Source organism: Roseixanthobacter psychrophilus (assembly GCF_043195195.1).
GTDB lineage: Bacteria > Pseudomonadota > Alphaproteobacteria > Rhizobiales > Xanthobacteraceae > NCEH01.
In genome coordinates this window covers 105,778-129,230 of sequence record NZ_JBAFWT010000014.1, presented here as the reverse complement: position 1 = coordinate 129,230, position 23,453 = coordinate 105,778, and the positions used below count along the sequence as shown (strand labels likewise).

Genomic DNA, 23,453 nt, shown 5'->3' with positions numbered 1-23,453 from the left:
GCGACCTCTCCCCGGCGGGGAGAGGTGACCCCACACAACTCCCCCCTCTCCCCGTCGAAGAGAGGGGGCCACAAGCGCATGCGCCCCCATGACATATCTCGCGCGCCGGCCCACACTCCTGCGCACAGCACGCCGGCCCCGCCTTTGCTACCATGCCCCTCAAGCGGAAAACCGCGATCGCCCGAACCGGGAGGACCCCTCGCCCATGACCCAGTCCCAGATTCGCCCCGCCGCCCCGATCGACGAGAAGTGGCAGCCCTATCGCAAGCCCCAGCCGGCCGAGGCGCGGCCCGAGCTGGTGGTGCCCAATGCCATTCCCACCGACGAGCGCGTGTGGGTGCCGCTGGAAGAGAACGTGTGGTTCCGCCCGCTGATGCTTTCCGCCTCCAGCGGCTATTGGATGAACCTGCTGAAGGTGCGCAAGGCCGGTGTGCTCTCGCGCCACCGCCACCCGCTGCCGGTGCACGGCTATGTCATTAAGGGCTCCTGGCGCTATCTCGAACACGACTGGATCGCCACCGAGGGCGGCTATGTCTACGAGGCGCCGGGCGAGACCCATACCCTCGTGGTCGATCCCCATGTGGAAGAGATGATCACCCTGTTCCAGGTGAACGGCGCGATGATCTATGTGGACCCGGACGGCAAGGTGACCGGCTTCGACGACGTCTTCACCCGCATCGACAAGTGCCGCGCCCATTACAGCGCCAACGGCCTCGGCCGCGACTACATCGACCAGTTCATTCGCTGAACATCGGGGAATTCGCCGGGAATTTCGCGTCCGTTCCCGGCGGTGAATTTCTGCGCGCGAACTTCGTCGGAATTTCGCGGAATACCCTGGAACAAAGGCCCGTCATGGGGCTTTTCCGCGCTGTTCTTCTCCCGGCGGGATAGGCAAAATCCGCGTGGCGCGCCTCGGCGTCTTCTTCCTCCCCCTTTGCGCGGATGCGCCGTGCGACGGTGGGGAGTGCCGAACCGGCGGGACGCATGACCCGCCGGCGCTCAGAGCTCAGGCCAGCGGCGGGCGCCGCCGGGGACTTGCTATCTCATTGTTTTTCGAGGCAATTCCCAGCTCCAGGCTGTCGGCGATGCGGCGCGCGCGAATGATGAAATGCACCGCCGCCGCCGGCGGGCACAGCTCATGCGCCGTCGCCTCGAACAGGTCGAGCCAGCGGTCGAAATGCACCCCCGAAATCGGCAAAGGCAGGTGCCGCGGCATCGGCTGGCCGTGGTATCTACCCGTCATGAGCGCCACGGACGACCAGAAAAGACAAAGCTTTTCAAGGTGTTCATCCCAGTCCGCCACGCGCGCCTCGAAGATCGGACCAATCAGATCGTCCGCCCGAACCCGGTCGTAGAAGGTGAAGACCAGGGTGCGGATCATCGCCTCGTCAATGCCGGTCTCGGCCATGATCGCCTGCGTCGCCGCCGCCCGGCGGGCCAGCATCTGCTCGCTCTCGCCGCTGACGATGCGGGTCTCCTCCGCCATCTCAGGCCCTCCCACAGGAACGCACCATGCGCCTTAAACCCCAATGACTTAGCCACCCCCGCCGCGCGCCGCAATCCGGGATTTCCCGGAGCCGCCGTCACGCCCGCGCCAGCTTCTCGAACCGCTTCACCACCCGCTCCCGCCGCAGCCGCGACAGCTTCTGGAGCCAGAAAATCCCATCCAGCTGGTCGATCTCATGCTGCAGGCAGACCGCCAGCAGACCGTCCGCCTCGACCTCCTGATCAGTGCCCGCAAGATCCTGATATTGCACGCGAACCCGCACCGGCCGCTCCACCTCATCGACCACGCCGGGCATAGAGACACTACCCTCGGGATGGCGGCCAAGCTCGGGCGCGGACCAGATGACGCGCGGGTTGGCATAGATCCGCAAAAGCCCTTCCTCCTCAGGCAGTTCGAGCACCACCAGCCGCTCCGCCACGCCGATATGAGGCGCGGTGATGCCGATGCCGGGCGCCGCCCGCATGGTGTCGCGCAGGTCCTCGGCCAAAGCGGCGAGCGCGGCGTCGAACCGCGTCACCTCCTGCGCGACCTGCTTCAACCTTGGATCCGGAAACCGGACAATCTCCCGCACCGCCATGCATTTATCCCTCGCACGTCACGGCTCTCTGTATCCGACATGGGAGCGCGTTGCTCTGCATCAATGCCCCGGCCGCGCTGAAATGCTAAGCTGAAAACTTCCGGGCGTGCGACGCTCACCCCTTCCGTCCGGCCGTTCTTGAGTAGTGATCGAGAGCGTCCCGCCGCCTTGCGAGAGTGCCGCCCGATGCAGCCATCCTCCGGCGATCCCTTGGATCTGGCGCGCCCTGCCCCTTTGCCGGTCCCGGACGTCGAACGCGGCCTCAGCGATGCGGAGGCTGCCGCGCGCCTGCGCAACGACGGTCCCAACGAGCTGCCCCGCGGCGAGCATCGCTCCCCGCTCCGGATCGTCCTCGATACCATCCGGGAACCCATGTTCGCCCTGCTGCTGGCGGCAGGGGTGCTCTATTTCATCATCGGGGATCCCCTCGAGGCCGCGATCCTGTTCGGGTTCGCGACCCTCTCGGTGGTGATCGCCGTGGTGCAGGAGTTTCGCACCGAACGGGCGCTCGATGCCCTGCGCGACCTGTCCAGCCCGCGCGCCCTGGTGGTTCGCGAGGGTGTGCAGCGGCGCATTCCCGGCCGCGAGGTCGTGCGCGGCGACGTGGTTCTCGTCGGCGAAGGCGACCGGGTGCCCGCCGATATGCTGTTGCTGTGGACCGCGGCGCTGGAAATCGACGAATCCCTTCTCACCGGCGAATCGGTTCCGGTCCCAAAGGCCGCGGCACCCGCCGGCGATGCTGCGGGACGGACCGAGGTGCACGCCGCGAGCGATGATCGCAGCGCCGCCTTTTCCGGCTCGCTGGTTGTGCGCGGCCAGGGCCGGGGGATCGTGCTCGGGATTGGCACAAGGACCGAACTCGGCCGTATCGGCCAGAGCCTCGGCGGCATCGAGCGAGAGCCGCCGCGCCTGCGCGTGCAGACGCAAAGGCTGGTCCGACTGTTCGCGGTGGTGGGCATTGCCGTCAGCATTCTCGCCGCCGTGCTGTACGGCCTCGCAGGTAACGACTGGACCGAAGCGATCCTCGGCGGCATCGCCCTCGCCATGGCGATGCTGCCGGAGGAATTTCCGCTCATCCTCACGGTTTTCACCGTGATGGGGGCGATCCGTATCGCCAAGGCCCGCGTGCTGACGCGCCGCGCCGCCGCCATCGAGGCGCTTGGCGCCGCGACGGTGCTTTGCACCGACAAGACCGGCACTCTGACGCAGAACCGCATGACCGTGGTCGAGCTGCGTGATGCGGACGGCTTGCCGGTGGACTTGCCGCCCCAGGGGACCAGGTTCGGGGGCACGGCGGCCACCCTCGCCGTGTTGGCCGCCCGCTCCAGCCGCGACCGCACGTTCGACCCCATGGAGCGCGCATTTCACGATCTCGCCGCGCAGGCGGATACGGCGGCCTGGCCGCAGATCGCCATCCGCGATTTCGATCTGCGCGACGACCTTCCCGCCATGGCCCGCGCCTGGGCCGATGCCGACCAGCCGCCGCAGTTGGCGGCGAAGGGCGCGCCGGAAGCCATCACAGGCCTGTGCCATTTGGCGCCTGAAGACCTCGCACGTGTGATGGGCGCTGCGGAGGAGATGGCACGCCGTGGCCTGCGGGTGCTCGCGCTCGCCGAGGGCGAACTCGTGGATGCGTCGGACAACCGCCTGGAGGGACAGACGCTTCAGTTTCGCGGCCTGATCGCCCTCGCCGACCCACTGCGGCCCGGCGTGCAGGAGGCGGTGAGAGAGTGCCGCGCCGCCGGTATCCGCATCATCATGATCACCGGAGACCATCCCGCCACCGCCTCGGCCATCGCCCGCGCCGCCGGGCTCGACGCGGAACCGGTGCTCACGGGGCGCGAGCTGGCGGCCCTCGACACCGAGGCGTTCTCGGCGGCCGTCGTGAAGGCCGCTGTGTTCGCCCGTATCGTCCCGGAACAGAAGCTGCGCATTGTCGAGACCTTGAAGGCACAAGGCGCGATCGTCGCCATGACCGGAGACGGCGTCAATGACGCGCCGGCTTTGAAGGCGGCGCATATCGGCATTGCCATGGGGGGGCGCGGCACCGATGTGGCCCGCGAGGCCGCGGCGATGGTGCTGCTGGACGACGATTTCAATTCCATCGTGCGCACCGTCCGCCTCGGCCGGCGCACGTTCGACAATCTGCGCAAGGCCATGGGCTATGTGCTCGCGATGCATGTGCCGATCGCGGGCCTTGCCTTCCTGCCCCTCGCCCTCGGCCTGCCGCCGCTGCTCGGGCCACTGCATATCGCGTTTCTTGAAATGGTGATCGATCCGGTCTGCTCGATCGCCTTCGAGGCGGAGCCGGAGGAACCGGACCTGATGCAGCGCGCGCCCCGCAAGCCCAGCGACGCGCTGCTGCCCATACCGCTGATGATCTGGAGCTTGATCCAGGGCCTGGCGGCCTTCGCGGCGGCGGGCGGCGTCTATGTGCTCTCATTGCACGCGGACCTGCCCCCCGATATCGTGCGGGGGCGGGCCTTTCTCACACTTGTCCTCGCGAGCGTGGGGCTGATTATCGTCGACCGCTCCTTCAGTTCCTCCCTCTTGGCCGCGCTCACACGCCCGAATACCGCCTTGGTGGTAGTGATGGGGATGGCGGCCCTGATGCTGGTGATCGTCCTCGGCGTGCCGCCGGCCGCCGCCCTGTTCCGCTTCGGCGATGTGGGCCTTGCGGGTATCGGCATCGCGTTCGCGGCGGCCATCGCCATGATGGTGCTGCTGGAATTGGCGAAGGCCGGCGGCATCGCCGCACGGCTGCGGCGATAGCACGGCGCAAGATCATCGCAAGGTCCGGTTATCGTTCAGGTCCAGGCCGCTTGAAAAATGCTCACGGCACCAGAACGGCTGCGCCCTGGAACCGCCCGGCGCGCAGATCCGCCAGGGCTGCGTTGGCCTGCTCCAGGGGATAGACGGTCGTGGTGGTTTTCACCCCGGCCTTGGGCGCGAGCGCGAGGAACGCGTGCGCATCCTCGCGCGTGAGATTGGCGACGGAGAGAACCTGCCGCTCCTCCCAGAGGATCGAATAGGGAAACTGTGGGATATCGCTCATATGGATGCCGCCGCACACCACCCGGCCGCCCTTACGCACGGCCCGCAGCGCGAGCGGCACCAAGGCGCCGACCGGCGCAAACAGGATCGCCGCGTCGAGTTCCTCGGGCGGGCGCTCGTCCGAAGATCCGGCCCAGCGGGCACCGAGCGATAGCGCCATCTGCTGCGCCGCCAAATCGCCTGCGCGGGTGAAGGCATAGACCTCCCGCCCCTGCCAGCGGCACACTTGCGCGAGGATATGCGCGGCCGCCCCAAAGCCATAGAGCCCGATGCGTCGGGCATCTCCCGCCATGGAAAGCGAGCGCCAGCCGATCAGCCCGGCGCACATCAGCGGTGCTGCCGCAACGGGATCGTCGAACCCGACAAGAGGAAAGGCGAAGTCCACATCCGCCACCACATGGGTTGCAAAGCCTCCGTCGCGGGTGAAGCCGGTGAACTCCGGGGCGTCGCACAAATTTTCATGCCCGGACGCGCAATAAGGGCAGTGGCCACAGGTATGGCCAAGCCAGGGAATGCCCACGCGGGTCCCGAGCGCGGGGGCCGCCACGCCTTCGCCGAGCGCATCGACGATGCCGACAATCTCGTGGCCGGGCACGATGGGCAGCACCGGGTTCGGTAGTTCCCCGTCCACCACATGAAGGTCCGTGCGGCACACGGCGCACGCTTCGACCTTGACCCGAATCTGGCCCGCCGCGGGCAACGGGTCCGGCCGCTCCTCAAGCACGAGGGGTTGGCGAAGCGCGCGCAGAACCATGGCTCTCATATCGATGCTCCTGCGCAATACGGTCCGGGGCGACCAGGGATCAAGCGGCGCCGCGCACCACTCCATCCTCGCCTGGGGGCAAGATGACCATGCCGGACATGGGCTCGACCCAGACCAATTGGTCGATGACCTTCTTTACCCCCGGCACATTCTCCGCGACGACGCGGATCGCCATGCGCTCGCGCTCATCGAAAATGGTGCCCCGCAATTCGGCAACGCCGTCGGCCACATGCACCCGGACCAAACCGTTGCCGCTCCACGGCTGCGTCCCCAGTTCCTTAAGAATGGCCGCCCGCAGCCGCGCATCATCGGTTTCCGCCGCGGATCCGGACGGCAGCGCCGCCGCCAGCGCCCGCAGTAGGTCGGAGCGCGCGACGATGCCGATCAGCTTTCCGTCCTCCACCACGGGCAGACGCTTGATGCGCTCGCGTGTCATGGTTTCGACGACCTCGGAGAGCGGGGTCTCTTTCCGTGTGGTGACGACGTCCCTGGTCATCACCTCATCGACCGTGCGGCCGTGCGCTTGGACATATTCTTCCGCCTCCTTGCCGGGGCTCACGATCAGCTCAAGCCACCAGGAGCGCTGGACCTGCGTGCCCAATTCGGCCCGGCGCAGGAAATCACCCTCGGTGATCATGCCGACCAGCGTGCCGTCCTTCGCGACAACAGGCAGGCCGCTGATGTGCTGCGCCAGCATGAGCTTGGCGGCGTCCGCAATGGTTGTGGTGGGTTCGACGCTGATGACCGGCGCGGTCATCACATTTGCAACGCGCATGGTCGTCTCCTACGGCTCCCGCTGAACCAAGTCTGAATCATGGGCACGCAGGCCGCCTGCTGCATTGAGCCGCATCAACCGCGACCTCGCCCCCTCACTGCGCGCCCAGCAGCGCCTTGCGGAACCGCATGGCGGCAAGTGCGAAGAAGGCCGCCCCGATGGCCAGCAGCGCCAGAAGCTGCGGCCAGATGATCGCCAGGCCGGCGCCACGGTAAAGGATAGCCTGGGAGAGCGCCACGAAATGCGTGGAGGGCGAGAACTGCATCACATTCTGAAGCCAGGCCGGCATGCTTTCCAGCGGCGTGGTGCTGCCAGAGAGCAGGTTCATGACGATCAGGATCGGCATGACAATCAGGCCGAACTGGGCCATGGAGGTGGACGCGGTCGCGATCAGGATGCCGAGCGCGGTGACCGAGAATTGATAGGTCACGGTCGCCAGGATGAACAGGCCGAGCGAGCCCTGTACCGGAACCGCGAGCAGGCCTTCCACCACCCCAAGTAGGGACAAGATCGCCGCCACCACGATCACCAGGCCGTTGGCCCAAATCTTCGCCAGCATGATTTCGATCGGCGTCACCGGCATCACCAGCAGATGCTCGATGGTGCCGTGCTCGCGCTCGCGGATCAGCGCCGCACCGGAGAGGATGACCGCCAGCATGGTGATGTTGTTGATCACCTGCATCACCGCCGTGAACCATGCCGACTTGAGGTTGGGATTGAATTTCGCCCGGACCACCACCGCGATCGGCGCGGCCTGGACGGTGTCCGGCAAGGCGGTGCTGATCTCCTGAAAAATGATGTTCTGGAGATAGGAGGCGCCGTTTCCCGCCTGGGACATGGCGGTCGCGTCCACATCGATCTGTATCGTTGGATACCGACCTGAAATGGCATCCTGCTCGAATTTCGGCGGAATCTCGACGACGAATACGAACCGGCCGGAATCCATCACACGGTCGATCTGGTCGGCGCCGATCAGCACCGGCTCCTTGAAGAAGGGCTTCAGAATTGCCGCACGCACCTGCCGCGAGAGCGCGGACTGATCCTCGTCCACTACCGCGACGGCGGCATTCTCCACCTCGAACTTGGCACCTGTCGCGACCGTGTAAATGGCGAAGGTGAAGGTGTAGACGATCAGAACCAGAAGCACCGGATCGGCTTTGAGGCTGTAAAGCTCCTTGATGCCGAGCCGCCAGATGCGCATGAGGCGGGCGCGCATGTCAGGCCCCCTGCTTGCGCAGCGCGAGCACCGCCGCGCCGATGAAGCCGAGCGCGAACAGCACCAACACGGCCATGTTCGGCCATAAATCGGAAAAGCCGAGCGCCTTGGCGAAAACCCCGACGCTCACCGGCTGATACCAGGCCGCAGGAAAGGCGAGGCCCATCAGCCGGGCACCCCCGGAGAGCGAGGACACCGGCACCAGGAGGCCGGAAAAATTCACCGCCGGCAGGATGGCGAGGATCGAGGTGGCGAAGATCGCCGCCACCTGGCTGGAAACGAAGCTCGAGACGAACAGGCCGAAGCCGGTGGTCGCGAACACATATGCGAGCGAGCCGAGCACGAGGGTCACGAACGAACCCTTCAGCGGAACTTGGAAGAACACCGTCGCCAGCACCACCAGCGACAGGAAGCTGAGGAAGGCGATGAACACATAGGGCAATTGCTTGCCCAGCAGGAATTCCACCTTGGTGACCGGCGTGGATTGGAAGTTGGAGATGGAGCCGGTCTCCTTCTCCTTCACGATGCCGAGCGCGGTCATCACGGCGGGGATCAGCACCAGCATCAGCACGATCACGCTCGGCACGATGGCGTTGACGCTCTTGAAGGCCTGATTGTAGCGGAAGCGGGTGTCGATCTTGATCGGATAGAGCGGCACCGCATGGCCATAGCGGCGTAGAATTTCGTCCGCCATATAGGTCTGGGCGATCCCTGAGACATAGCCGCGCGCGGTCTCGGCGCGGAACGGCATGGCTCCGTCCACCCATACGCCCACTTCGGGCTGGCGCTCGCGCTGCAATTGCTTGCCGAAATCCGAGGGCACCTCAATGGCCACGGACAATTCCCCACTCCTCATGCGGGTATCGAGCTGAGTGGTCGAGGCAATGGGTGGCTTCTCGTCGAAATAGCGCGAGCCCTGGAAGCTTTCGAGCAATTGCCGGCTCTGTGCGCTCTGGTCCTGGTCGAACGCTGCGTAAGGCAAGTGCTCCACATCGAAGGACACGCCATAGCCGAAGGTAAAAAGCAGCAGCACCGGGCCAAGGAAGGCAAAGGCGAGGCGGGCGGGATCGCGCAGGATTTCGAGCGTCTCGCGCCAGGCATAGGCCCACATCCGTCGCGGATCGATCCGCCGCGGCGGGCCGGAAGACACCGGGACGTCGGCTTGCGCGGCGGCCGCGTCGCCCTCCTGCCCCATGCCGGCCTCCTCCAGGACGGCGATGAACACGTCCTCCAGCGATTGCGTCTTGCGCTCGGCCTTGAGTTCATCCGGGGTGCCCACAGCGAGCACCTTGCCCTGGTGCATCAGCGAGATGCGATCGCAGCGCTCGGCTTCGTTCATGAAATGGGTGGAGAGGAAAATGGTGACGCCATCGTCGCGCGACAGGGCGATGAGTTCGCGCCAGAAGCCGTCGCGGGCGACCGGGTCGACGCCGGAGGTCGGCTCGTCGAGGATCAGGATTTCCGGCCGGTGGATGATGGCGACGGCGAGTTGCAGGCGCTGGCGCATGCCGAGCGGCAGACTCTCCGGCCGGGTGTCCGCGACATCTACCAGATCAAAGCGGGTGAGCATCTCCTGAACCCGAGGCAGGATGGTGTCGGGCGGCAGCTCGAACAATTGCGCGTGCAGCATCAAATTCTGCCGCACGGTCAGTTCGCTGTAGAGCGAGAAGGCCTGGGACATGTAGCCGACGCGGCGGCGCGTCTCCAGGTCCCCCGCGTCGAGCTTCTGGCCGAACAGGCGGGCCTCCCCCTCGCTCGCCGGCAAGAGGCCGGTGAGCATTTTCATGGTGGTGCTCTTGCCCGAACCGTTCGAGCCGAGAAAGCCGAAGATCTCGCCCTTCTCGATGCGAAAGCTCACATGGTCCACGGCCGTGAAGGCGCCGAAGCGGCAGGTGAGCCCTTCCGCCTCGATGGCCGGCACGCCATCCTGCGGCACGCGCGGGCGTTCGACCACCGGCCCGTCGGTGGTGCGCGCGTCCTCCGGCAGCAAGGCGACGAAAGCCCGCTCCAGATTGGTCTCCCCGGTGCGGGCCTTGATCTCCTGCGGGCTTCCGCTCGCGATCACGTGGCCATCGTGCACGGCGGCGAGCCAATCGAAGGCGTCGGCCTCCTCCATATAGGCGGTGGCAACGATCACGCTCATGCCCGGCCGCCGCGCCCGCATGCGCTTAATCAAATCCCAGAACTGGCGCCGGGACAGCGGATCGATGCCGGTGGTGGGCTCGTCCAGGATCAAGAGATCGGGATCGTGGATCAGCGCCGTGCAGATGCCGAGCTTCTGCTTCATGCCGCCGGAGAGCTTGCCGGCCGGACGATCCGCGAAGGGGGCAAGGCCGGTGGCGGCGAGCAATTCGGCGCTGCGTGCCCGCCGCTCGGCGCCGGCTTGGCCGAACAGGCGGCCGAAGAAGTCGAGATTCTCCGCCACCGAGAGTGTGGGATAGAGATTGCGCCCGAGCCCCTGGGGCATGAAGGCGATGCGCGCGCCCGTGATGCGGCGCTGGCTGCTGTCGGCCATGTCGCCGCCAAGCACGTCCACCGTGCCGGCCTGGATTTTCGTGATACCGGCGGTCAGCGAAAGCAGGGTCGATTTGCCCACCCCGTCCGGGCCGATCAGACCGGCCATGCAGCCCGCCGGGATCTCCAGATCGATGCCGCCAAGCGCAACGGTCTTTCCGTAATGATGCACGACGCCGGCGAAGCGGACGGCCGCATCGCTCATTTGGGAAGCTTCACGGCAAGCTCGGCCGGCCATGCCGCCGTGCGGCTGGTGCGCACGAAGGCGACACCGCGCACGCCGGTCTTCACCTGTGCCTCATATTGCTTCAGCAGGCTCGGAGCGATCTTCAGCTTCACGCGGAACATCAGCTTCTCGCGCTCGTCGGACGTCTCCACCGTCTTGGGCGTGAACTGGGCTTCCGTGGCGACGAACGAGACGCTCGCGGGGATCACATAGTCCGGCGCCGGATCGAGCACGATGCGCGCCTCGTCGCCGATGCCGAGCCGACCGGCGACGCGGGCCGGCAGAAACACGGTCATGTAGACGTCCGCGAGGTCAAGCAGCGTCGCGATCGGCGCGCCGGCGGCAACCACCTCGCCGGATTGCACCAGCTTGTATTCGATGCGGCCGCGGCGGGGGGCCGTCAGCACCGAATCGTCGAGCTGCGAGCGGATACGTGCCACTTCGGCGCGGGCGGTGTCGGCGGCGGCCTGGGCCTGGTCGAAGCTGGCCTGCGCCGCCCGCTTGGCGCCTTCGGCCACATTCATCTGGCTGCGCCGCTGGTCAAGCGATTGAACCGTGCCGTAGCCGCGCGCACTCAACGTCGAGGCCCGTTCATATTCCTGATGGGCCAGCACCACCTCGCTTTCGCGCTGGGTGATGGCCGCCTGCGACTCGGTCATGGCCTTTTCGGCGCGGCGCACCTGGGCCTCGGCGCCGGCAAGCTGGGCATCAAGTTCCGCCGTATCCATCCGCGCGACCACGGCGCCGGCATCCACCGTCTGCCCCTCTTCGACCAGCACCTGCAACACCCGCCCGGCGAACTTCGCTGAAATCAACACCTGCTCGGCTTCCAGGCGGCCGTTGGTGCTCGCGATATCCGCCGGCAGGCGCTTGCCGCCGATCTTCTCCCACAGGCCCTGCAACCTTTCACCAAGGCTCTTGGCGTCGTCAGCAGCGACGGCAGGGCCAGCGCAGAGCGCCGCGAGAGCGATATGGATGTCAAGGACAAGTGCGATCGGGCGGCTGCGCAAGGATGAACTCCGGCAGACAGAGAAAAAGGCCAGCCAATTTAAATTAGCTCAGCATCATTGTCCTATCATTGACCCACGTCATACGCGTGTCCGTTCCACGAAAGTCGCAGAGAGCCAAAAGGCTCGCAAGGCCCATCAATCCTGTCCGCTCCGAGCCGCGTCAGTCCGCCCGGGCACCGACAGGCCCAGAGGATGCCGCCCTCAAGAGAGCGGCAAGGCCGAGCCTCGCCGCCAACGCCCGGGTGGCACCGGGGGAGAGATTGCGCCGGATATGATCGAGATCATAATAGAGAAATTCACCCTCGATTTCCGATAGGCAGGACTTGGGTTCGCAAAGCGAGTCGGCGGGAATGGCGACGGTCACATCCCGATACCGGCCCCGCAGGGCGCGGAACACGTCGTTCACGTCACGCTGCCAGGGATCGAAATCGGGTTCTGCGAGCTGGGAGACCGTGCGCACGCATGGCGCACGTAGCAACGAGCCGTCATCCGCCACCACGCACGGCACCGGATCGCTGGCCCAGTGGGGGATGTCCGCCATCAGCAGCACATGCCGCCCGCCCGAGGCAAGCTGCGGCATCAATTGATCGAAGCCTTCCCGCAGGAGAGCACGGCCGGTTTCGTACCCCACCGCATCGCCAGCGTGGCGATAGAGATTCTGTGCCGTGGCAGGCCATGCGCCGGCGAGGATCACCAGCCTTATGTCCGGCGCGGCCTTCAACAAGGCGAGCACGGCCTCACGGGAACGGCGACAATCATCATTATAGGTCGGAATGCCGGCGAAATCGCGCCTGACGCCGCCGGCTTCTATGATCGCGGGGCAGGCGCGGAACAAGGCGATTGCGGTATTCGCCTCGCGGCCAGCCACATCCAAAACCGGCAGAAGTTGCTCGGCATGGCTGTCGCCCCAGATGATCGCCCGCGTTCCCGCGCTCGCCCATGGTGCGCCGACCGCGCACAATCCCTTGGCCGGCCCGTCGGGAACGCTCTGCGGACAGACCCAGTGCCACATGCGATCCTTCGAGCCCATGGCCTGGAGGTGGGGCGAAACCCGCCCCGGCAGGCCGTCCCCGACATAGAGCGCGAGCCCAAGTCCGGCCACCGTGCCCGCCGCCAGGACGCCGGCACCGACGCTCTTCCACGGCGGTGGCCGCAGGCGGCGGAACGGCTGCTCCACGAACCGCCAGGAGAGCCACGCGGCTACAAAGGACAGCGCCAGCGCCGCCGCGCTCCAGCCGGGATCCAGCCGGTCGCCATTATGGTAATGGCGCATCAGCACGATGATCGGCCAGTGCCAGAGATAGAGCGAATAGGAGATGCGCCCGACGAACGGCAGCGGCGCCAACGCAAGCGCGTGCGCGATGCGACCGGGGCTGCCGGTGGGCATGAGAAGCAAAGCGGTGCCGAGCACGGGCGCAAGGGCATTGACGCCGGGAAATGGACTTTCGGCCGTCAGCAGCAGCATGGGTGCGATTATGGCGATGAGGCCAGCAAGCTTCAGGAGGTCGCCGAGGCGGGTGGACATCCCGCTCGTCCAGGCGACCGGAATGAATACGAGCGCGCCGCCGACCGCGAGTTCCCACGCCCGTGTCCAGGGCTGGTAGAAAGCGCTCTTGGGATTGGTGCCCACCTTCTCCACTGCATAGGCAAAGCTTGCGAGGATTACGGCGCCCACAAGCGTCGGCACGAGTCGTGGCCATCTGCTCGCGACGCGCAGCGCGCCGACAAGCAGCAGCGGCCACGCCACATAGAATTGCTCCTCAACCCCCAGCGACCAAGTATGGAGCAGCGGCATGGTTTCCGCCGCCGCGTTGAAATAGCCGGTGTTGCGCAGGAAGAAAAAATTGGAAATGCCGGCAGCCGCATAGGCGGCGCTACGCCCAAGCACCGCATAATCGCCGGGCGTGAGAATGAAATACCCGGCGGCCAGCGTGGCCAATACGACCACGGTCAGCGCCGGCCCGATGCGGCGGATGCGCCGGTCGTAGAAGCGCAGCAGGGAGAAATCGCCCTGACGCGCATCGGCGACGATGTTCGCCGTGATGAGATAGCCCGATATGACGAAGAACACGTCCACGCCGATGAAGCCACCGGGAACACCGGGAACACCGAGGTGGAACAGCAGGACGCTCAGCACGGCTATGGCGCGGACGCCGTCGATATCCAGGCGGTAAGTCATCGGGACGATGCTTTAGGCCACTCGCCCGCACGCCCGCAACCTGCCTGCCGGCCCGTGAGCGGCCAGATCCCGACCTTGTGCGATGCGCGCGGTGCCTGCGGCGTCAAATCGTGGTACCTCCTCGGTCCAGCAACCCGCACCACGCACCCAGCGCCCAGAGCCAAAGTGCGTCAGGCACATCGAACCCGTCCCGGAGCACCCCATGGCCGATATCCCCGCCCTGATCCTCACCGGCCTGCGGATCAGCTTCCTCCATCCCGAGGATATGCCCAGCGCGCTGATCCTTGATCTCACCACCGATGAGGGCGAGCAACGTTTTGTCCTGCCGTGCGATCCCGCCCTCGACAGCGAGACCGTCGAACAGATCGGCGATGAATTCATGGACTGCCTGGACCGTTTGATCGCGCCCTCCGATGACGAGGACATGGACGACGAGGACGAAGGGGAAGACGGGGAAGAGGAAAACGGCGAGGACGAGCCAAAGCGCTGATAAAGGCTCGGGCGGAACAACAGACACGGCACAAAATGCCGCTTCGGGCGTTGGTAACCGACCACGCACGAAGGACAAGATATGCAAGCTCCGCCCGCCTTGATCTGGCGTCACCTGTGCCGCTCGTCTATCAACCCCTGGGGCATCCGGGCTGATCATCGATCCTCAGGCCCAATTCGCAGGCTTAACGCGGAGGCGGAGGCTAAATCTCTCTCCGCCGGCGCTTTTACCCTGCCGCTGACACGGGGCCTCACCTTCGCGCTGGTCTGCCTTGGCGCGATGGCGGCGCATGCCGCCCCGGTTGGAGCCGAGCCCCAGGCGGCGGCCCGGCGGACGGGTCCAGTGCAGATGACGCAGGCTCCATCGCCCCAGACACCGGCCGCGCCCCCCGCGGCCACGGCACCCTTGCCGCAGCCCGCGCCAGTTCCCGCGCCGCCCGGAACCGCGGCGGACGTACCCAAGGAAAAAGCGGGGGCCCCCTCCCCTAGCACCGTGCTGGTCATTGCCTGCAAGACACGCGCACTCGCCGTGCTGAAGCAGCACTCCCCGTCCATCGAAGATATTTTCGTCGACATGGATGGGCTCACCATTGCCGAATCCGACTCCAGCGTGGGCACCGAAAAGATCCGCCACGTGCTGATGGGCGAGGCCTATATCCAACGCGACAAGACGGACAAGGTGCACCGCTTCCTGTGCCTCACCGGCGATGACGGCAAAGTGCTCATGACGTTCTTCACCGAGCGCTGAATCCCACCCGCCTATTGGCGGGCGATGCAGCGGGGCTTGCCGCTCTCGGTGCGGGTCAAGCCGGGGAAGGCAATATGCGTCTCCACCGCCAACGCAGCTTCGAGCCCGTTGGCGGCATATTGCTTGAACTTCGGGCAATTGCCCGCGTTCGCCGGGCCGGTGACGGCGGAAAAGGTCACGCCGGCAGCCGTGACCTTCACCGGCACCTCGTCATCATAAGCGAGAACCAGCGCCGCCTTGCGTGTCGAGAGGTCGTAAAGCACGAGTTCCCGGCTGGGCCCGGTGCCGCGATCCAACACAAGCATCGGGCCACCAATCCCGATGACGGTGTCCGCCGCGTCGGAGCTGCTGACCTCGATATCCCCGCTTCTTTTTGCGAAGACGCATGGCCCCGCCGCGCTCGCTGGCACCGCACGCGCGATGATGTCATCGCCGGCGGCGTCGGTGCGTGCGCGGGAGATCACCTGAAAGCCGCCGCCGAACTTGCACTTGGCCTCCGATGCGACGGCAGGCACGGCGAAAAGAGAGACGGCCAGCATCAACAGGCCGATTCCAAACGGGCGGTGCATACGGGCTCCGATCCTATACCCGGGCGTTGCGAGGACGCCTCTCAACCACACATCCGCAACGGAAGTCGAGCCTCTGCTTACGCCGAAAAAAGGCCTGCAAAGAGCGCGCGCGTCACCTGCGGCTTCAGCATACGGAACCCGATGCCGTAAGGAACGTTGCCCCTGCATCCGCACAAACAGGAGCCTCCCTCATGAACAACATCATTTATATCGTCGGTCTGGTGGTTGTGGTCATCGCTGTTCTGTCCTTTTTTGGGCTGCGCTGATCGTTAGGACGCGCCGGGCGCCTCCTGGCGGCGGCTTAGGGCCGCCGGAATCCACAGCTTCGCCTCAAGGCCAGCAGATGTGCGGGCGAGGCGAAATCCACCCCCTGCCCTCGTGGCGAAGGCAGCTATCTCATCGATCCGCGTCGCCGCGCTTCTGCTCTCCTCGGGCACGGCGGTGAGGATCGAACGTACGGCGACAAGCACATAATCCCCCGGCTCGACCTCCTGCTCGCTACTGCGAACAACGTCGCGCTGGGCGGACAGGTGGATCTGGCTCCCGGCGTCCGCTTGTCGTTTCATACCCATGACGAGATCCAAGATCGCCAGTTCGAACCGGGCGGCATCTACAAAGGCATCTAATCCCCGCACGTCGTCCACAGCGACGATCTCGATCGGCGGCCAGATGGAGCCGATCAACAGGCGGCGCACGCCATTCAGAACGTTGGGAACGTTGACAATCCGCGGCAGTGTACTGCGACGACCGGCGCCGAGCAGACGTTGGGCGAGCCGCACGCCATGCGCCGCGCCGCTCAATGCGTCATCCCCTTCCTGCTCCTGCCCGTCGAGACGGGCGTGGGCCCCGGCAAAAGTCAGGTCGGCAAGCACCGGTGTCAGAACCCGGTCGACGGCGCCAACCGCCGCCAAATCGAGGGTATGCTGCGCATCGGTGCCCGCGGCACCACGCCGGCCCCTTGGCCCTGGCCCCAACCAATCCCACCCGCTGCGTCGACGCAGGAGCGCCCCCACTCCGATAGCGGACGCGACAGCGAACACCGCATATCCGGTCGCCCGCTTGTACCAAGCCGAAAGGATATCGAATTCGCTCACGGCGTAAACCATCGTGAGGTCGGTGCCCGGTACTGCGCGATAGGCGACAATCGCCTGATCGCCGTCGATCACCGCACTGGCGGTCAAAAGACCCGATTCGTGCCGGCTGCGCTCTTCTCTCACGTCGGGAACGAGGGTCGGCGTCTCCGGGGCGTCCCGCAAGTCCGGCGAGCGCAGCAGCAAGGTCCCGTCCTTGCGCACCAAGGCCATGGCAGCGCTGCTCGACTGCGCCAGCAGGGCCCGGTAGGAGGCATGAAAATATTCCGGGAAAACGATGGCGCCAACCACGCCTCGGAACACCCCGTCGCGCCAGAGCGCGCGACTGATCGCGAACGAGACCGACCGACTGGTCTGGCCCCGGAAGGGCACGGAGAACAGCAGCGCCTGCTGGCCCGCCTTGCCGGCGAGGTAGAATTCTCGCTGGCTCAAATCCCGCTCGGGAGCCGGGAAGGTCCGGCTCGTCGCCACCAGACCCCCGTTCTCATCGGCCACGAATACCAGTTCGAGCTGCGGCATGCGGCGGACCAGCCCCATCAAAATGCGATGCACGTCCGCGTCCGAGCGCAACTCCGCTGGTGCCCTGTCGCCCAGCGTTTCCCGCACCTGGGCCAATGCCAAGTCCACGGAAAGGAACAGCGCGCCGACATGCTCGGACAGCACATGCGTTGTAGCGACAACCTTCTGGCGGGCGCTCCTAAGTTCCGCCTCCCGGTCGATCCAGGCGACTGCCGCCACGATGAGCAGCGGCATGCAAACCAAGGCGACGGGACGCCCCAAGCGAAAAAGGCCCCTGTCCTGCGTCCTGGTTAGGCGCCAAAAGCGCAGCAGGCCGATCTGCATATCCATCCCCTGCTTCCGCCCCGCTCGACCATAGTCCAGCGCGACGGCGGTTTTCAAACCACACGATGCGATGGGAAAAGCCAGGATGCCCAGCATCGCGCCCTGGGGAAGAATCGACGTTGTGCTCTATGGTGTTCGCCTCGCAGGAAACACCCGCCATGAGCGCCGACACTTGGTATTTCTACACGCCCGCCGAGGGCCATGGGCTGCCCCATGATCCGCTGAACGCCATCGTGGGCCCGCGCCCAATAGGCTGGATTTCATCCCGTGCGACCGACGGGACGCTGAATCTTGCGCCTTACAGTTTCTTCAACGCCTTCAATTACCGCCCGCCGATCATCGGCTTCTCGAGCGTGGGCTGGAAGGATAGCGTCGCCAATATCGCGGCCCGTGGCGAATTCGCCTGGAACCTCGCGACGCGCCCCCTCGCGGAGGCCATGAACGTCACCAGCGCGGCCGTGCCGCCGCAGGTGGACGAATTCACCTTGGCCGGGCTGACACCGGCACCAAGCCGGCACATCGACGTGCCGCGCGTGGCACAGAGCCCGGTCTCGTTCGAATGCCGCCTGACCCAATTGATCCAGCTTGAGACGGCGGAAGGTCGGAAGATCGAAACTTGGCTGGTGCTGGGCGAGGTGGTCGGCGTGCACATCGCCCGCGCCCTGCTGAAGGACGGCATCTATCAGACCGCGCAGGCTCATCCCGTGCTGCGCGCCGGCGGACCGAGCGGCTATGTGGAGGTGACGCCCGAGGCGGTCTTCCACATGTGGCGACCGGAGGTCTGAGCCAGGCCACCGAAACCGGCGGCACCGGCAGCGTGCCGTGCCCCGAAGGCCAATGAACGTCAGGAAAACGAAAGTGGTGGAGCCAGGCGGAATCGAACCGCCGACCTCTTGAATGCCATTCAAGCGCTCTCCCAACTGAGCTATGACCCCACCGGGTCGCGAGCTTCGCGCTGCCACCTCGCCGCGGGCAAACCGCCCAATTCGAAGCGCTGGCGCGTCGGGAACTCCCGCGACGGTTCCCGGGGAAAGAACGCCCCCGAGCGCGCGCGGACCTTGAGACGATCCGCAATCTTTAAAGCCTTATCTCTTTTCAGAGCCGGCGGAAACGAAATGGTGGAGCCAGACGGAATCGAACCGACGACCTCTTCAATGCCATTGAAGCGCTCTCCCAACTGAGCTATGGCCCCACCGGATCGCGAGGTGCGCGCAGGCGGTCATTTAAGTGACACGTGATGTCAATTAAGAACCAATTGCGCGTCGGGATACCCCGCGACGGATGCCAGGGGGAATCGTGCCCCCCAGCGAGAGCGGCCTTTAAGCACAGGCCGCAGACCGTATCAAGTCTCTTCGTCGTCCTCGAGGCCCTCGCCGATCAAATCGGAGACGTCATCTCCTTCGTCCTCATCCTCTTCGAGGAAAGTGTCGTCGGCGTCGGCGACCAAGTCGTCGTCCACGTCCACATCGACGTCCACATCGTCCACGGGCACCTTGGCGCCTGCGGTTTCCTCATCCGCCTCTTCAAGGCTGATCACCTCGACGTCGGGGGTTTCCTCATCCACGTCCGCGACCACCGGAACGACGGCGGCACGCGCCGCTTCGCCACGACTGCGGACGACCGGCTCGAAATAGGAGCGCGGATAGGATTCGCCGGTGAAGGGAGACACCACCGGGTCCTTGTTGAGGTCGTAAAACTTGCGCCCTGTAACAGGACAGATGCGCTTGGTGCCGAGTTCTGGCTTCGCCACGGCAAAGATCCTAGGGGGCTGTCAAAAGGAGGGTGCTCCATTGGCGAATGCCCATGCCCCTGTCAAGCACCGAATCCATATCAGCCGCGTGGCCAGCGTGCACGAGCTTGTGTTAGACGGCATGCAATCCATCCTGGAACGGCGGCCGGCCGCGCTTTGCGAGGCATCGCACGCCGAAATTGGGAGCATCCGATGTCCAGCGCCGCCGCACAGTCATCTGCCCATGGCCATGGGCAAAATGCCGTTCCCGGCGAAAGCCGACCCTCCCCGGCTCTGCGCGGGACGGTACGGGTGCCGGGCGACAAATCGGTGTCGCACCGGGCGCTCATGTTCGGCGCGCTGGCGCGGGGCGAAACCCGGATCACCGGCCTGCTGGAAGGCGAGGATGTGCTCAACACCGCGAAAGCCTGCACGCAGTTGGGCGCCGAGGTCGAGCGGCTCGGCGCGGGAGAATGGCGGGTGGTCGGCCTCGGCGCCGGAAACTTGAAAAGCCCTGACGCCCCGCTCGATTTCGGCAATTCCGGCACCGGCGCGCGGCTGATGATGGGCGTGGTCGCCGGCAATCCCATCGTCGCCACCTTCGACGGCGACGCCAGCCTGCGCCGCCGGCCCATGAAGCGGGTGCTGGATCCACTGCTGGCCATGGGTGTGGTGGTCGAGGAGGAGGCCCCGGGCGGCCGCCTGCCTTTGCGCCTGAAGGGCCTCACAGCGCTGAAGGCGTTCACCTATGAAACCCCGGTCCCCTCGGCGCAGGTGAAGTCCGCCGTGCTCCTTGCGGGGCTCGCCGCAGCGGGCGACACGGTGGTGGTCGAACGCGAATCCACCCGCGACCATACCGAGCGCATGCTCACCCATTTCGGCGCCGACGTGCGCGTGGAGCCTTTCGGCGCCCACGGTCGGCGAATCACATTGGCGGGCCGGCCCAACCTCAAGGCGGCACCGGTTGCCGTACCGTCCGATCCCTCTTCCGCCGCCTTCCCGCTGGTGGCGGCGCTGATCGTGCCGGGTTCCGACATCGTGTTGAAAGACGTGATGATGAACCCGCTGCGCACCGGCCTCATCACCACGCTGAAGGAAATGGGCGCCTCCATCGAGACCCTCGCCGAGCGTACCGAGGGCGGCGAGACCGTCGCCGACCTGCGCGTGCGTCATTCCCACCTGAAGGGCGTGGACGTTCCGCCGGAGCGGGCACCCTCCATGATCGACGAATATCCCGTGCTCGCCGTGGCTGCGTCCTTTGCGCACGGCACCACGCGCATGCGCGGCCTCAACGAATTGCGGGTGAAGGAAAGCGACCGACTGGCCGCGGTGGCCGACGGCCTCGCCGCCTGCGGCGTACCCCATGAGATCCTTGGCGACGATCTGCTGGTAACCGGCCTCGGCCCCGATGGTGTCGTCGGCGGGGGGCCGGTGGCCACCCATATGGATCATCGCATTGCCATGGCCTTCCTCGTCATGGGCTTTGCTGCGCGAGACGGCGTGAGGGTGGACGACATGCGCTTCATCGCCACCTCCTTCCCCACCTTCGTGCCCATGATGGGCGACCTCGGCGCCGTGCTGAAATGAGCGCCGCCATGATCATTGCCATCGACGGTCCGGCGGCATCCGGAAAGGGCACCCTTGGCCGGCGCATCGCGGCCACCCTTGGCCTGCCCCATCTCGATACGGGCCTGCTCTATCGGGCGGTGGCGGCCCGCTGCCTCTCCGATGGCACGCTGGACGACGAATTGGCGAGCGCCGATGCCGCGCGCACCCTCGACCTGCGCAGCCTCGACCCGGAACAGCTTCGCACCGGCGAACTGGGCGAGGCGGCGTCTGTGGTGGCGGCCCGGCCGGCGGTGCGCAGCGCGCTGCTGGAGCTTCAGCGGCGCTTCGCCGAGCAGCCCGGCGGCGCGGTGCTGGACGGGCGCGACATCGGCACGGTGATCTGTCCGCATGCGCGGGTGAAACTGTTCGTCACGGCCACGCCCGACGTGCGCGCCACCCGCCGCCACCGTGAACTGCTGGAGCGGAAGTGCGACATCGCCTTCGAGGACGTTCTGGCGGACATCCGCAAGCGCGACGAACGCGATTCGCACCGCGCGACCGCACCGCTGGTTATGGCCGCGGATGCCGTCCTGCTGGACACCACCCACCTCGGCGTCGAGGACGTGCTGGCGGCGGCACTTGAAATCGTCGCCGCAAAGAAGGCCGGGGAACACGCCGAGGCGCAGCAGGGCGAAAGCTGAGACGGCGCACAGGGGTCCGATGCGGTTCATTGACTTCGGGCCTGACCGGTTCTTAAGTGTCGGCGTCGATGGTCCCGGTTCGAGCGGCTTGCTGCTTCCGCCGGGTGAAAAGGGAATGCGGTCGCGCACGGGTTTTCCGGACGATAGCCGCAGCTGCCCCCGCAACTGTAGGCGGTGAGTTCCGGCCGAAAAGCCACTGGAGAAGGGCGCTAGCGCCCCTTCCGGGAAGGCGGCCGCGAACGGCGATCCGCGAGCCAGGAGACCTGCCACCGACAGGAGCGCGTACCGGGCGGGGTGCCCTGGCATGGCGATTCTCTCTGAGGCACGCGCCGAGCGGGCCGCTCGCACCCATGGATACGCGGCGTGGAGCGACCTTCCAACGACGATGCACCTTTCGCGGCGGGCGACACGACGGCGCGAAGCGGCACGCCCGCCGACGGGCCGACCCGCGATTCCCTGCGCGTCGCCTGCGTTCCGGCCGTGACCCTGTTCGTCTGCACCACCTGCAAGCTTACCGGCGCCGATCCGCAAACCGAGCCGGCCGGCGCGGCCCTGGCACGGGACGCGATCCGCGCCGTGGCAACGGGCGGGGACCCCGCCATCGCCGTGAAAGAGGTGCGCTGCCTTTCCAACTGCAAGCGCGCGCTTTCCGCAGCGCTGGTGCGCACCGGCGGCTGGTCCTACGTGTTCGGCGATCTCACCCCCGACAGCGCCGCCGACCTGCTCACCGGCGCGACCCTCTTCGCGACCTCCACCGACGGCATCCTGCCCTGGCGCGGACGCCCCGACAGCCTCAAGCGCGGCATGATTGCCCGCATTCCTCCCATGAGCTTCTCCGAGGACCAGCGATGACCTCTCTCGCCCGCATTCCCTGCACCATCGTTACCGGCTTCCTCGGCGCGGGGAAGACGACCCTGATCCGCCACATCCTGGAAAATGCCGGGGGCAAGCGCCTCGCGGTGATCGTCAACGAATTCGGCGACGTGGGCATCGACGGCGAGATTTTGAAGGGCTGCGGCATCGAGAGCTGCCCGGAGGACAATATCGTCGAGCTGGCCAATGGCTGCCTGTGCTGCACGGTGGCCGACGATTTCGTGCCGGCGCTGGACCTCATCTTGTCCCGCACGCCGCGCGTGGACCACATCCTGATCGAGACCTCCGGCCTCGCCTTGCCAAAGCCCCTGGTGCAGGCGTTCCAATGGCCCGCCATCAAGAGCCGCGTCACGGTGGACGGCGTGGTGGCGGTGGTGGATGGGCCGGCGCTGGCGCAAGGCCGCGTCGCGGACGATCTGGAAGCCCTCGCCGCCCAGCGCGCGGCCGATGACACGCTCGACCACGACGATCCGGTGGAAGAGGTATTCGAGGACCAGATTGCCTGCGCCGATCTCATCATCCTCTCCAAGTCGGACCTGCTGGATGCGACCGGCGCTGAAATCGCCGATGCCCGCATCGCCAAAGCCCTGCCGCGCGCCGTCAAGGTGGTGCGCGCGGCCGGCGGCAAGGTGGATGCTGCGATCCTGCTTGGCCTTGGCGTCGGCACAGAGGACGAGATCGACGCCCGCCGGACCCATCATGACGACGAGCTGGATCACGACCACGACGATTTCGACAGTTTCATCGTGCGCCTGCCCGATATCACCGACCCTGCAGCGCTCGCCGCCCGGGTCGCCCGCGCGGCGGAAACGCCGGACGTCTTGCGTGTGAAAGGCTTCGCCCATGTGGCGGGCAAGCCGCTGCGGTTGCTGGTGCAGGGGGTGGGCACGCGCATCTCGCACCAATTCGACCGGCCCTGGCGCGAGGGCGAGCCGCGCACCGGTGCGCTGGTGGTGATCGGCCTGCAGGGCTTCGACCGCTCCGCCGTGGAGCGTGCCCTGCTGAGCGAGGAACCGCTGGCGCTTTCCGTTTGAGCCTGGG

At 66.3% G+C, this 23,453-nt stretch carries 20 protein-coding genes, 2 tRNA genes and 1 riboswitch; of the genes, 9 read left to right on the top strand and 13 right to left on the bottom strand.

Annotated features, from left to right (window positions below; all coding sequences use genetic code 11):
- Positions 1 to 205 precede the first annotated feature (205 nt).
- A complete protein-coding gene (locus V5F77_RS14570) occupies positions 206 to 748 on the top strand; it encodes a 2,4'-dihydroxyacetophenone dioxygenase family protein (RefSeq protein ID WP_429006079.1) in 543 nt (180 codons plus the stop codon).
- Between the two features lie 258 nt (positions 749 to 1,006).
- Here V5F77_RS14570 and V5F77_RS14565 read toward each other — a convergent pair whose 3' ends face one another.
- Positions 1,007 to 1,486: a group III truncated hemoglobin gene (locus V5F77_RS14565; RefSeq protein WP_429006078.1), complete on the bottom strand. Its 480-nt coding sequence runs from the start codon at positions 1,484 to 1,486 to the stop codon at positions 1,007 to 1,009.
- A gap of 97 nt (positions 1,487 to 1,583) precedes the next feature.
- Positions 1,584 to 2,084 (bottom strand): peptide deformylase, encoded by a 501-nt coding sequence (locus V5F77_RS14560; RefSeq protein ID WP_429006077.1) that lies wholly within the window; start codon positions 2,082 to 2,084, stop codon positions 1,584 to 1,586.
- Positions 2,085 to 2,270: 186 nt separating this feature from the next.
- On the opposite strand from V5F77_RS14560, the gene V5F77_RS14555 reads away from it, so the two are divergent.
- Positions 2,271 to 4,856, top strand: coding sequence for a cation-translocating P-type ATPase (locus V5F77_RS14555; protein ID WP_429006076.1), 2,586 nt, complete (start codon positions 2,271 to 2,273; stop codon positions 4,854 to 4,856).
- 61 nt (positions 4,857 to 4,917) lie between these two features.
- Here V5F77_RS14555 and V5F77_RS14550 read toward each other — a convergent pair whose 3' ends face one another.
- The 6 genes from V5F77_RS14550 to V5F77_RS14525 all read right to left on the bottom strand — a co-directional run bounded on the left by V5F77_RS14550 (position 4,918) and on the right by V5F77_RS14525 (position 13,821).
- Positions 4,918 to 5,901 (bottom strand): zinc-dependent alcohol dehydrogenase family protein, encoded by a 984-nt coding sequence (locus tag V5F77_RS14550; RefSeq protein ID WP_429006075.1) that lies wholly within the window; start codon positions 5,899 to 5,901, stop codon positions 4,918 to 4,920.
- A 40-nt stretch (positions 5,902 to 5,941) separates the two neighbouring features.
- Complete coding sequence (locus tag V5F77_RS14545; protein ID WP_429006074.1) at positions 5,942 to 6,676, bottom strand: CBS domain-containing protein; 735 nt, start codon at positions 6,674 to 6,676, stop codon at positions 5,942 to 5,944.
- A 94-nt stretch (positions 6,677 to 6,770) separates the two neighbouring features.
- Positions 6,771 to 7,892 (bottom strand): ABC transporter permease, encoded by a 1,122-nt coding sequence (locus tag V5F77_RS14540; RefSeq protein ID WP_429006073.1) that lies wholly within the window; start codon positions 7,890 to 7,892, stop codon positions 6,771 to 6,773.
- 1 nt (position 7,893) lies between these two features.
- Complete coding sequence (gene rbbA, locus V5F77_RS14535; protein ID WP_429006072.1) at positions 7,894 to 10,611, bottom strand: ribosome-associated ATPase/putative transporter RbbA; 2,718 nt, start codon at positions 10,609 to 10,611, stop codon at positions 7,894 to 7,896.
- Positions 10,608 to 11,642, bottom strand: coding sequence for an HlyD family secretion protein (locus V5F77_RS14530; protein WP_429006071.1), 1,035 nt, complete (start codon positions 11,640 to 11,642; stop codon positions 10,608 to 10,610). Before V5F77_RS14530 ends, rbbA begins: the two co-directional genes overlap by 4 nt.
- A 160-nt stretch (positions 11,643 to 11,802) precedes the next feature.
- Entirely contained in the window at positions 11,803 to 13,821 is a 2,019-nt protein-coding gene (locus V5F77_RS14525; protein WP_429006070.1) for an acyltransferase family protein, read from the bottom strand.
- 202 nt (positions 13,822 to 14,023) lie between these two features.
- Between V5F77_RS14525 and V5F77_RS14520 the strand changes: the two genes are divergently transcribed.
- Entirely contained in the window at positions 14,024 to 14,311 is a 288-nt protein-coding gene (locus V5F77_RS14520; RefSeq protein WP_429006069.1) for a hypothetical protein, read from the top strand.
- A gap of 81 nt (positions 14,312 to 14,392) precedes the next feature.
- Positions 14,393 to 15,058 (top strand): hypothetical protein, encoded by a 666-nt coding sequence (locus tag V5F77_RS14515; protein WP_429006068.1) that lies wholly within the window; start codon positions 14,393 to 14,395, stop codon positions 15,056 to 15,058.
- Positions 15,059 to 15,069: 11 nt separating this feature from the next.
- On the opposite strand, the gene V5F77_RS14510 is transcribed toward V5F77_RS14515, so the two are convergent.
- Positions 15,070 to 15,627, bottom strand: a complete 558-nt coding sequence (locus V5F77_RS14510) for a hypothetical protein (protein ID WP_429006067.1) — start codon at positions 15,625 to 15,627, stop codon at positions 15,070 to 15,072.
- 269 nt (positions 15,628 to 15,896) lie between these two features.
- Positions 15,897 to 17,498 (bottom strand): cache domain-containing protein, encoded by a 1,602-nt coding sequence (locus V5F77_RS14505; RefSeq protein WP_429006066.1) that lies wholly within the window; start codon positions 17,496 to 17,498, stop codon positions 15,897 to 15,899.
- Positions 17,499 to 17,719: 221 nt separating this feature from the next.
- Between V5F77_RS14505 and V5F77_RS14500 the strand changes: the two genes are divergently transcribed.
- The gene (locus tag V5F77_RS14500) at positions 17,720 to 18,346 is read left to right on the top strand and encodes a flavin reductase family protein (protein ID WP_429006065.1); all 627 of its coding nucleotides are present in this window, start codon (positions 17,720 to 17,722) and stop codon (positions 18,344 to 18,346) included.
- A gap of 74 nt (positions 18,347 to 18,420) precedes the next feature.
- On the opposite strand, the gene V5F77_RS14495 is transcribed toward V5F77_RS14500, so the two are convergent.
- The 3 genes from V5F77_RS14495 to V5F77_RS14485 form a co-directional block, all read right to left on the bottom strand.
- Positions 18,421 to 18,496: transfer RNA gene (locus tag V5F77_RS14495), tRNA-Ala, on the bottom strand.
- 181 nt (positions 18,497 to 18,677) lie between these two features.
- A tRNA-Ala gene (locus V5F77_RS14490) sits at positions 18,678 to 18,753 on the bottom strand.
- Between the two features lie 150 nt (positions 18,754 to 18,903).
- The gene (locus V5F77_RS14485) at positions 18,904 to 19,311 is read right to left on the bottom strand and encodes a TIGR02300 family protein (RefSeq protein WP_429006064.1); all 408 of its coding nucleotides are present in this window, start codon (positions 19,309 to 19,311) and stop codon (positions 18,904 to 18,906) included.
- Between the two features lie 192 nt (positions 19,312 to 19,503).
- On the opposite strand from V5F77_RS14485, the gene aroA reads away from it, so the two are divergent.
- From aroA to cobW, 4 genes are all read left to right on the top strand, one after another.
- Complete coding sequence (aroA, locus tag V5F77_RS14480; RefSeq protein ID WP_429006063.1) at positions 19,504 to 20,877, top strand: 3-phosphoshikimate 1-carboxyvinyltransferase; 1,374 nt, start codon at positions 19,504 to 19,506, stop codon at positions 20,875 to 20,877.
- A gap of 8 nt (positions 20,878 to 20,885) precedes the next feature.
- Positions 20,886 to 21,539, top strand: a complete 654-nt coding sequence (gene cmk, locus V5F77_RS14475; RefSeq protein WP_429006062.1) for a (d)CMP kinase — start codon at positions 20,886 to 20,888, stop codon at positions 21,537 to 21,539.
- A 52-nt stretch (positions 21,540 to 21,591) separates the two neighbouring features.
- A riboswitch (cobalamin riboswitch) is annotated at positions 21,592 to 21,824 on the top strand.
- A gap of 78 nt (positions 21,825 to 21,902) precedes the next feature.
- Complete coding sequence (locus V5F77_RS14470; RefSeq protein ID WP_429006061.1) at positions 21,903 to 22,391, top strand: DUF1636 family protein; 489 nt, start codon at positions 21,903 to 21,905, stop codon at positions 22,389 to 22,391.
- Positions 22,388 to 23,446 (top strand): cobalamin biosynthesis protein CobW, encoded by a 1,059-nt coding sequence (gene cobW, locus V5F77_RS14465; protein ID WP_429006060.1) that lies wholly within the window; start codon positions 22,388 to 22,390, stop codon positions 23,444 to 23,446. Before V5F77_RS14470 ends, cobW begins: the two co-directional genes overlap by 4 nt.
- The last annotated feature ends 7 nt before the right edge of the window (positions 23,447 to 23,453 follow it).

Excerpts from the sequence above, each read along its gene's own strand:
- V5F77_RS14570 (WP_429006079.1), top strand. The coding sequence starts at position 206 with ATGACCCAGTCCCAGATTCGCCCCGCCGCCCCGATCGACGAGAAGTGG.
- V5F77_RS14565 (WP_429006078.1), bottom strand. The coding sequence starts at position 1,486 with ATGGCGGAGGAGACCCGCATCGTCAGCGGCGAGAGCGAGCAGATGCTG.
- V5F77_RS14560 (WP_429006077.1), bottom strand. The coding sequence starts at position 2,084 with ATGGCGGTGCGGGAGATTGTCCGGTTTCCGGATCCAAGGTTGAAGCAG.
- V5F77_RS14555 (WP_429006076.1), top strand. The coding sequence starts at position 2,271 with ATGCAGCCATCCTCCGGCGATCCCTTGGATCTGGCGCGCCCTGCCCCT.
- V5F77_RS14550 (WP_429006075.1), bottom strand. The coding sequence starts at position 5,901 with ATGAGAGCCATGGTTCTGCGCGCGCTTCGCCAACCCCTCGTGCTTGAG.
- V5F77_RS14545 (WP_429006074.1), bottom strand. The coding sequence starts at position 6,676 with ATGCGCGTTGCAAATGTGATGACCGCGCCGGTCATCAGCGTCGAACCC.
- V5F77_RS14540 (WP_429006073.1), bottom strand. The coding sequence starts at position 7,892 with ATGCGCGCCCGCCTCATGCGCATCTGGCGGCTCGGCATCAAGGAGCTT.
- rbbA (WP_429006072.1), bottom strand. The coding sequence starts at position 10,611 with ATGAGCGATGCGGCCGTCCGCTTCGCCGGCGTCGTGCATCATTACGGA.
- V5F77_RS14525 (WP_429006070.1), bottom strand. The coding sequence starts at position 13,821 with ATGACTTACCGCCTGGATATCGACGGCGTCCGCGCCATAGCCGTGCTG.
- V5F77_RS14520 (WP_429006069.1), top strand. The coding sequence starts at position 14,024 with ATGGCCGATATCCCCGCCCTGATCCTCACCGGCCTGCGGATCAGCTTC.
- V5F77_RS14515 (WP_429006068.1), top strand. The coding sequence starts at position 14,393 with ATGCAAGCTCCGCCCGCCTTGATCTGGCGTCACCTGTGCCGCTCGTCT.
- V5F77_RS14510 (WP_429006067.1), bottom strand. The coding sequence starts at position 15,627 with ATGCACCGCCCGTTTGGAATCGGCCTGTTGATGCTGGCCGTCTCTCTT.
- V5F77_RS14500 (WP_429006065.1), top strand. The coding sequence starts at position 17,720 with ATGAGCGCCGACACTTGGTATTTCTACACGCCCGCCGAGGGCCATGGG.
- aroA (WP_429006063.1), top strand. The coding sequence starts at position 19,504 with ATGTCCAGCGCCGCCGCACAGTCATCTGCCCATGGCCATGGGCAAAAT.
- cmk (WP_429006062.1), top strand. The coding sequence starts at position 20,886 with ATGATCATTGCCATCGACGGTCCGGCGGCATCCGGAAAGGGCACCCTT.
- cobW (WP_429006060.1), top strand. The coding sequence starts at position 22,388 with ATGACCTCTCTCGCCCGCATTCCCTGCACCATCGTTACCGGCTTCCTC.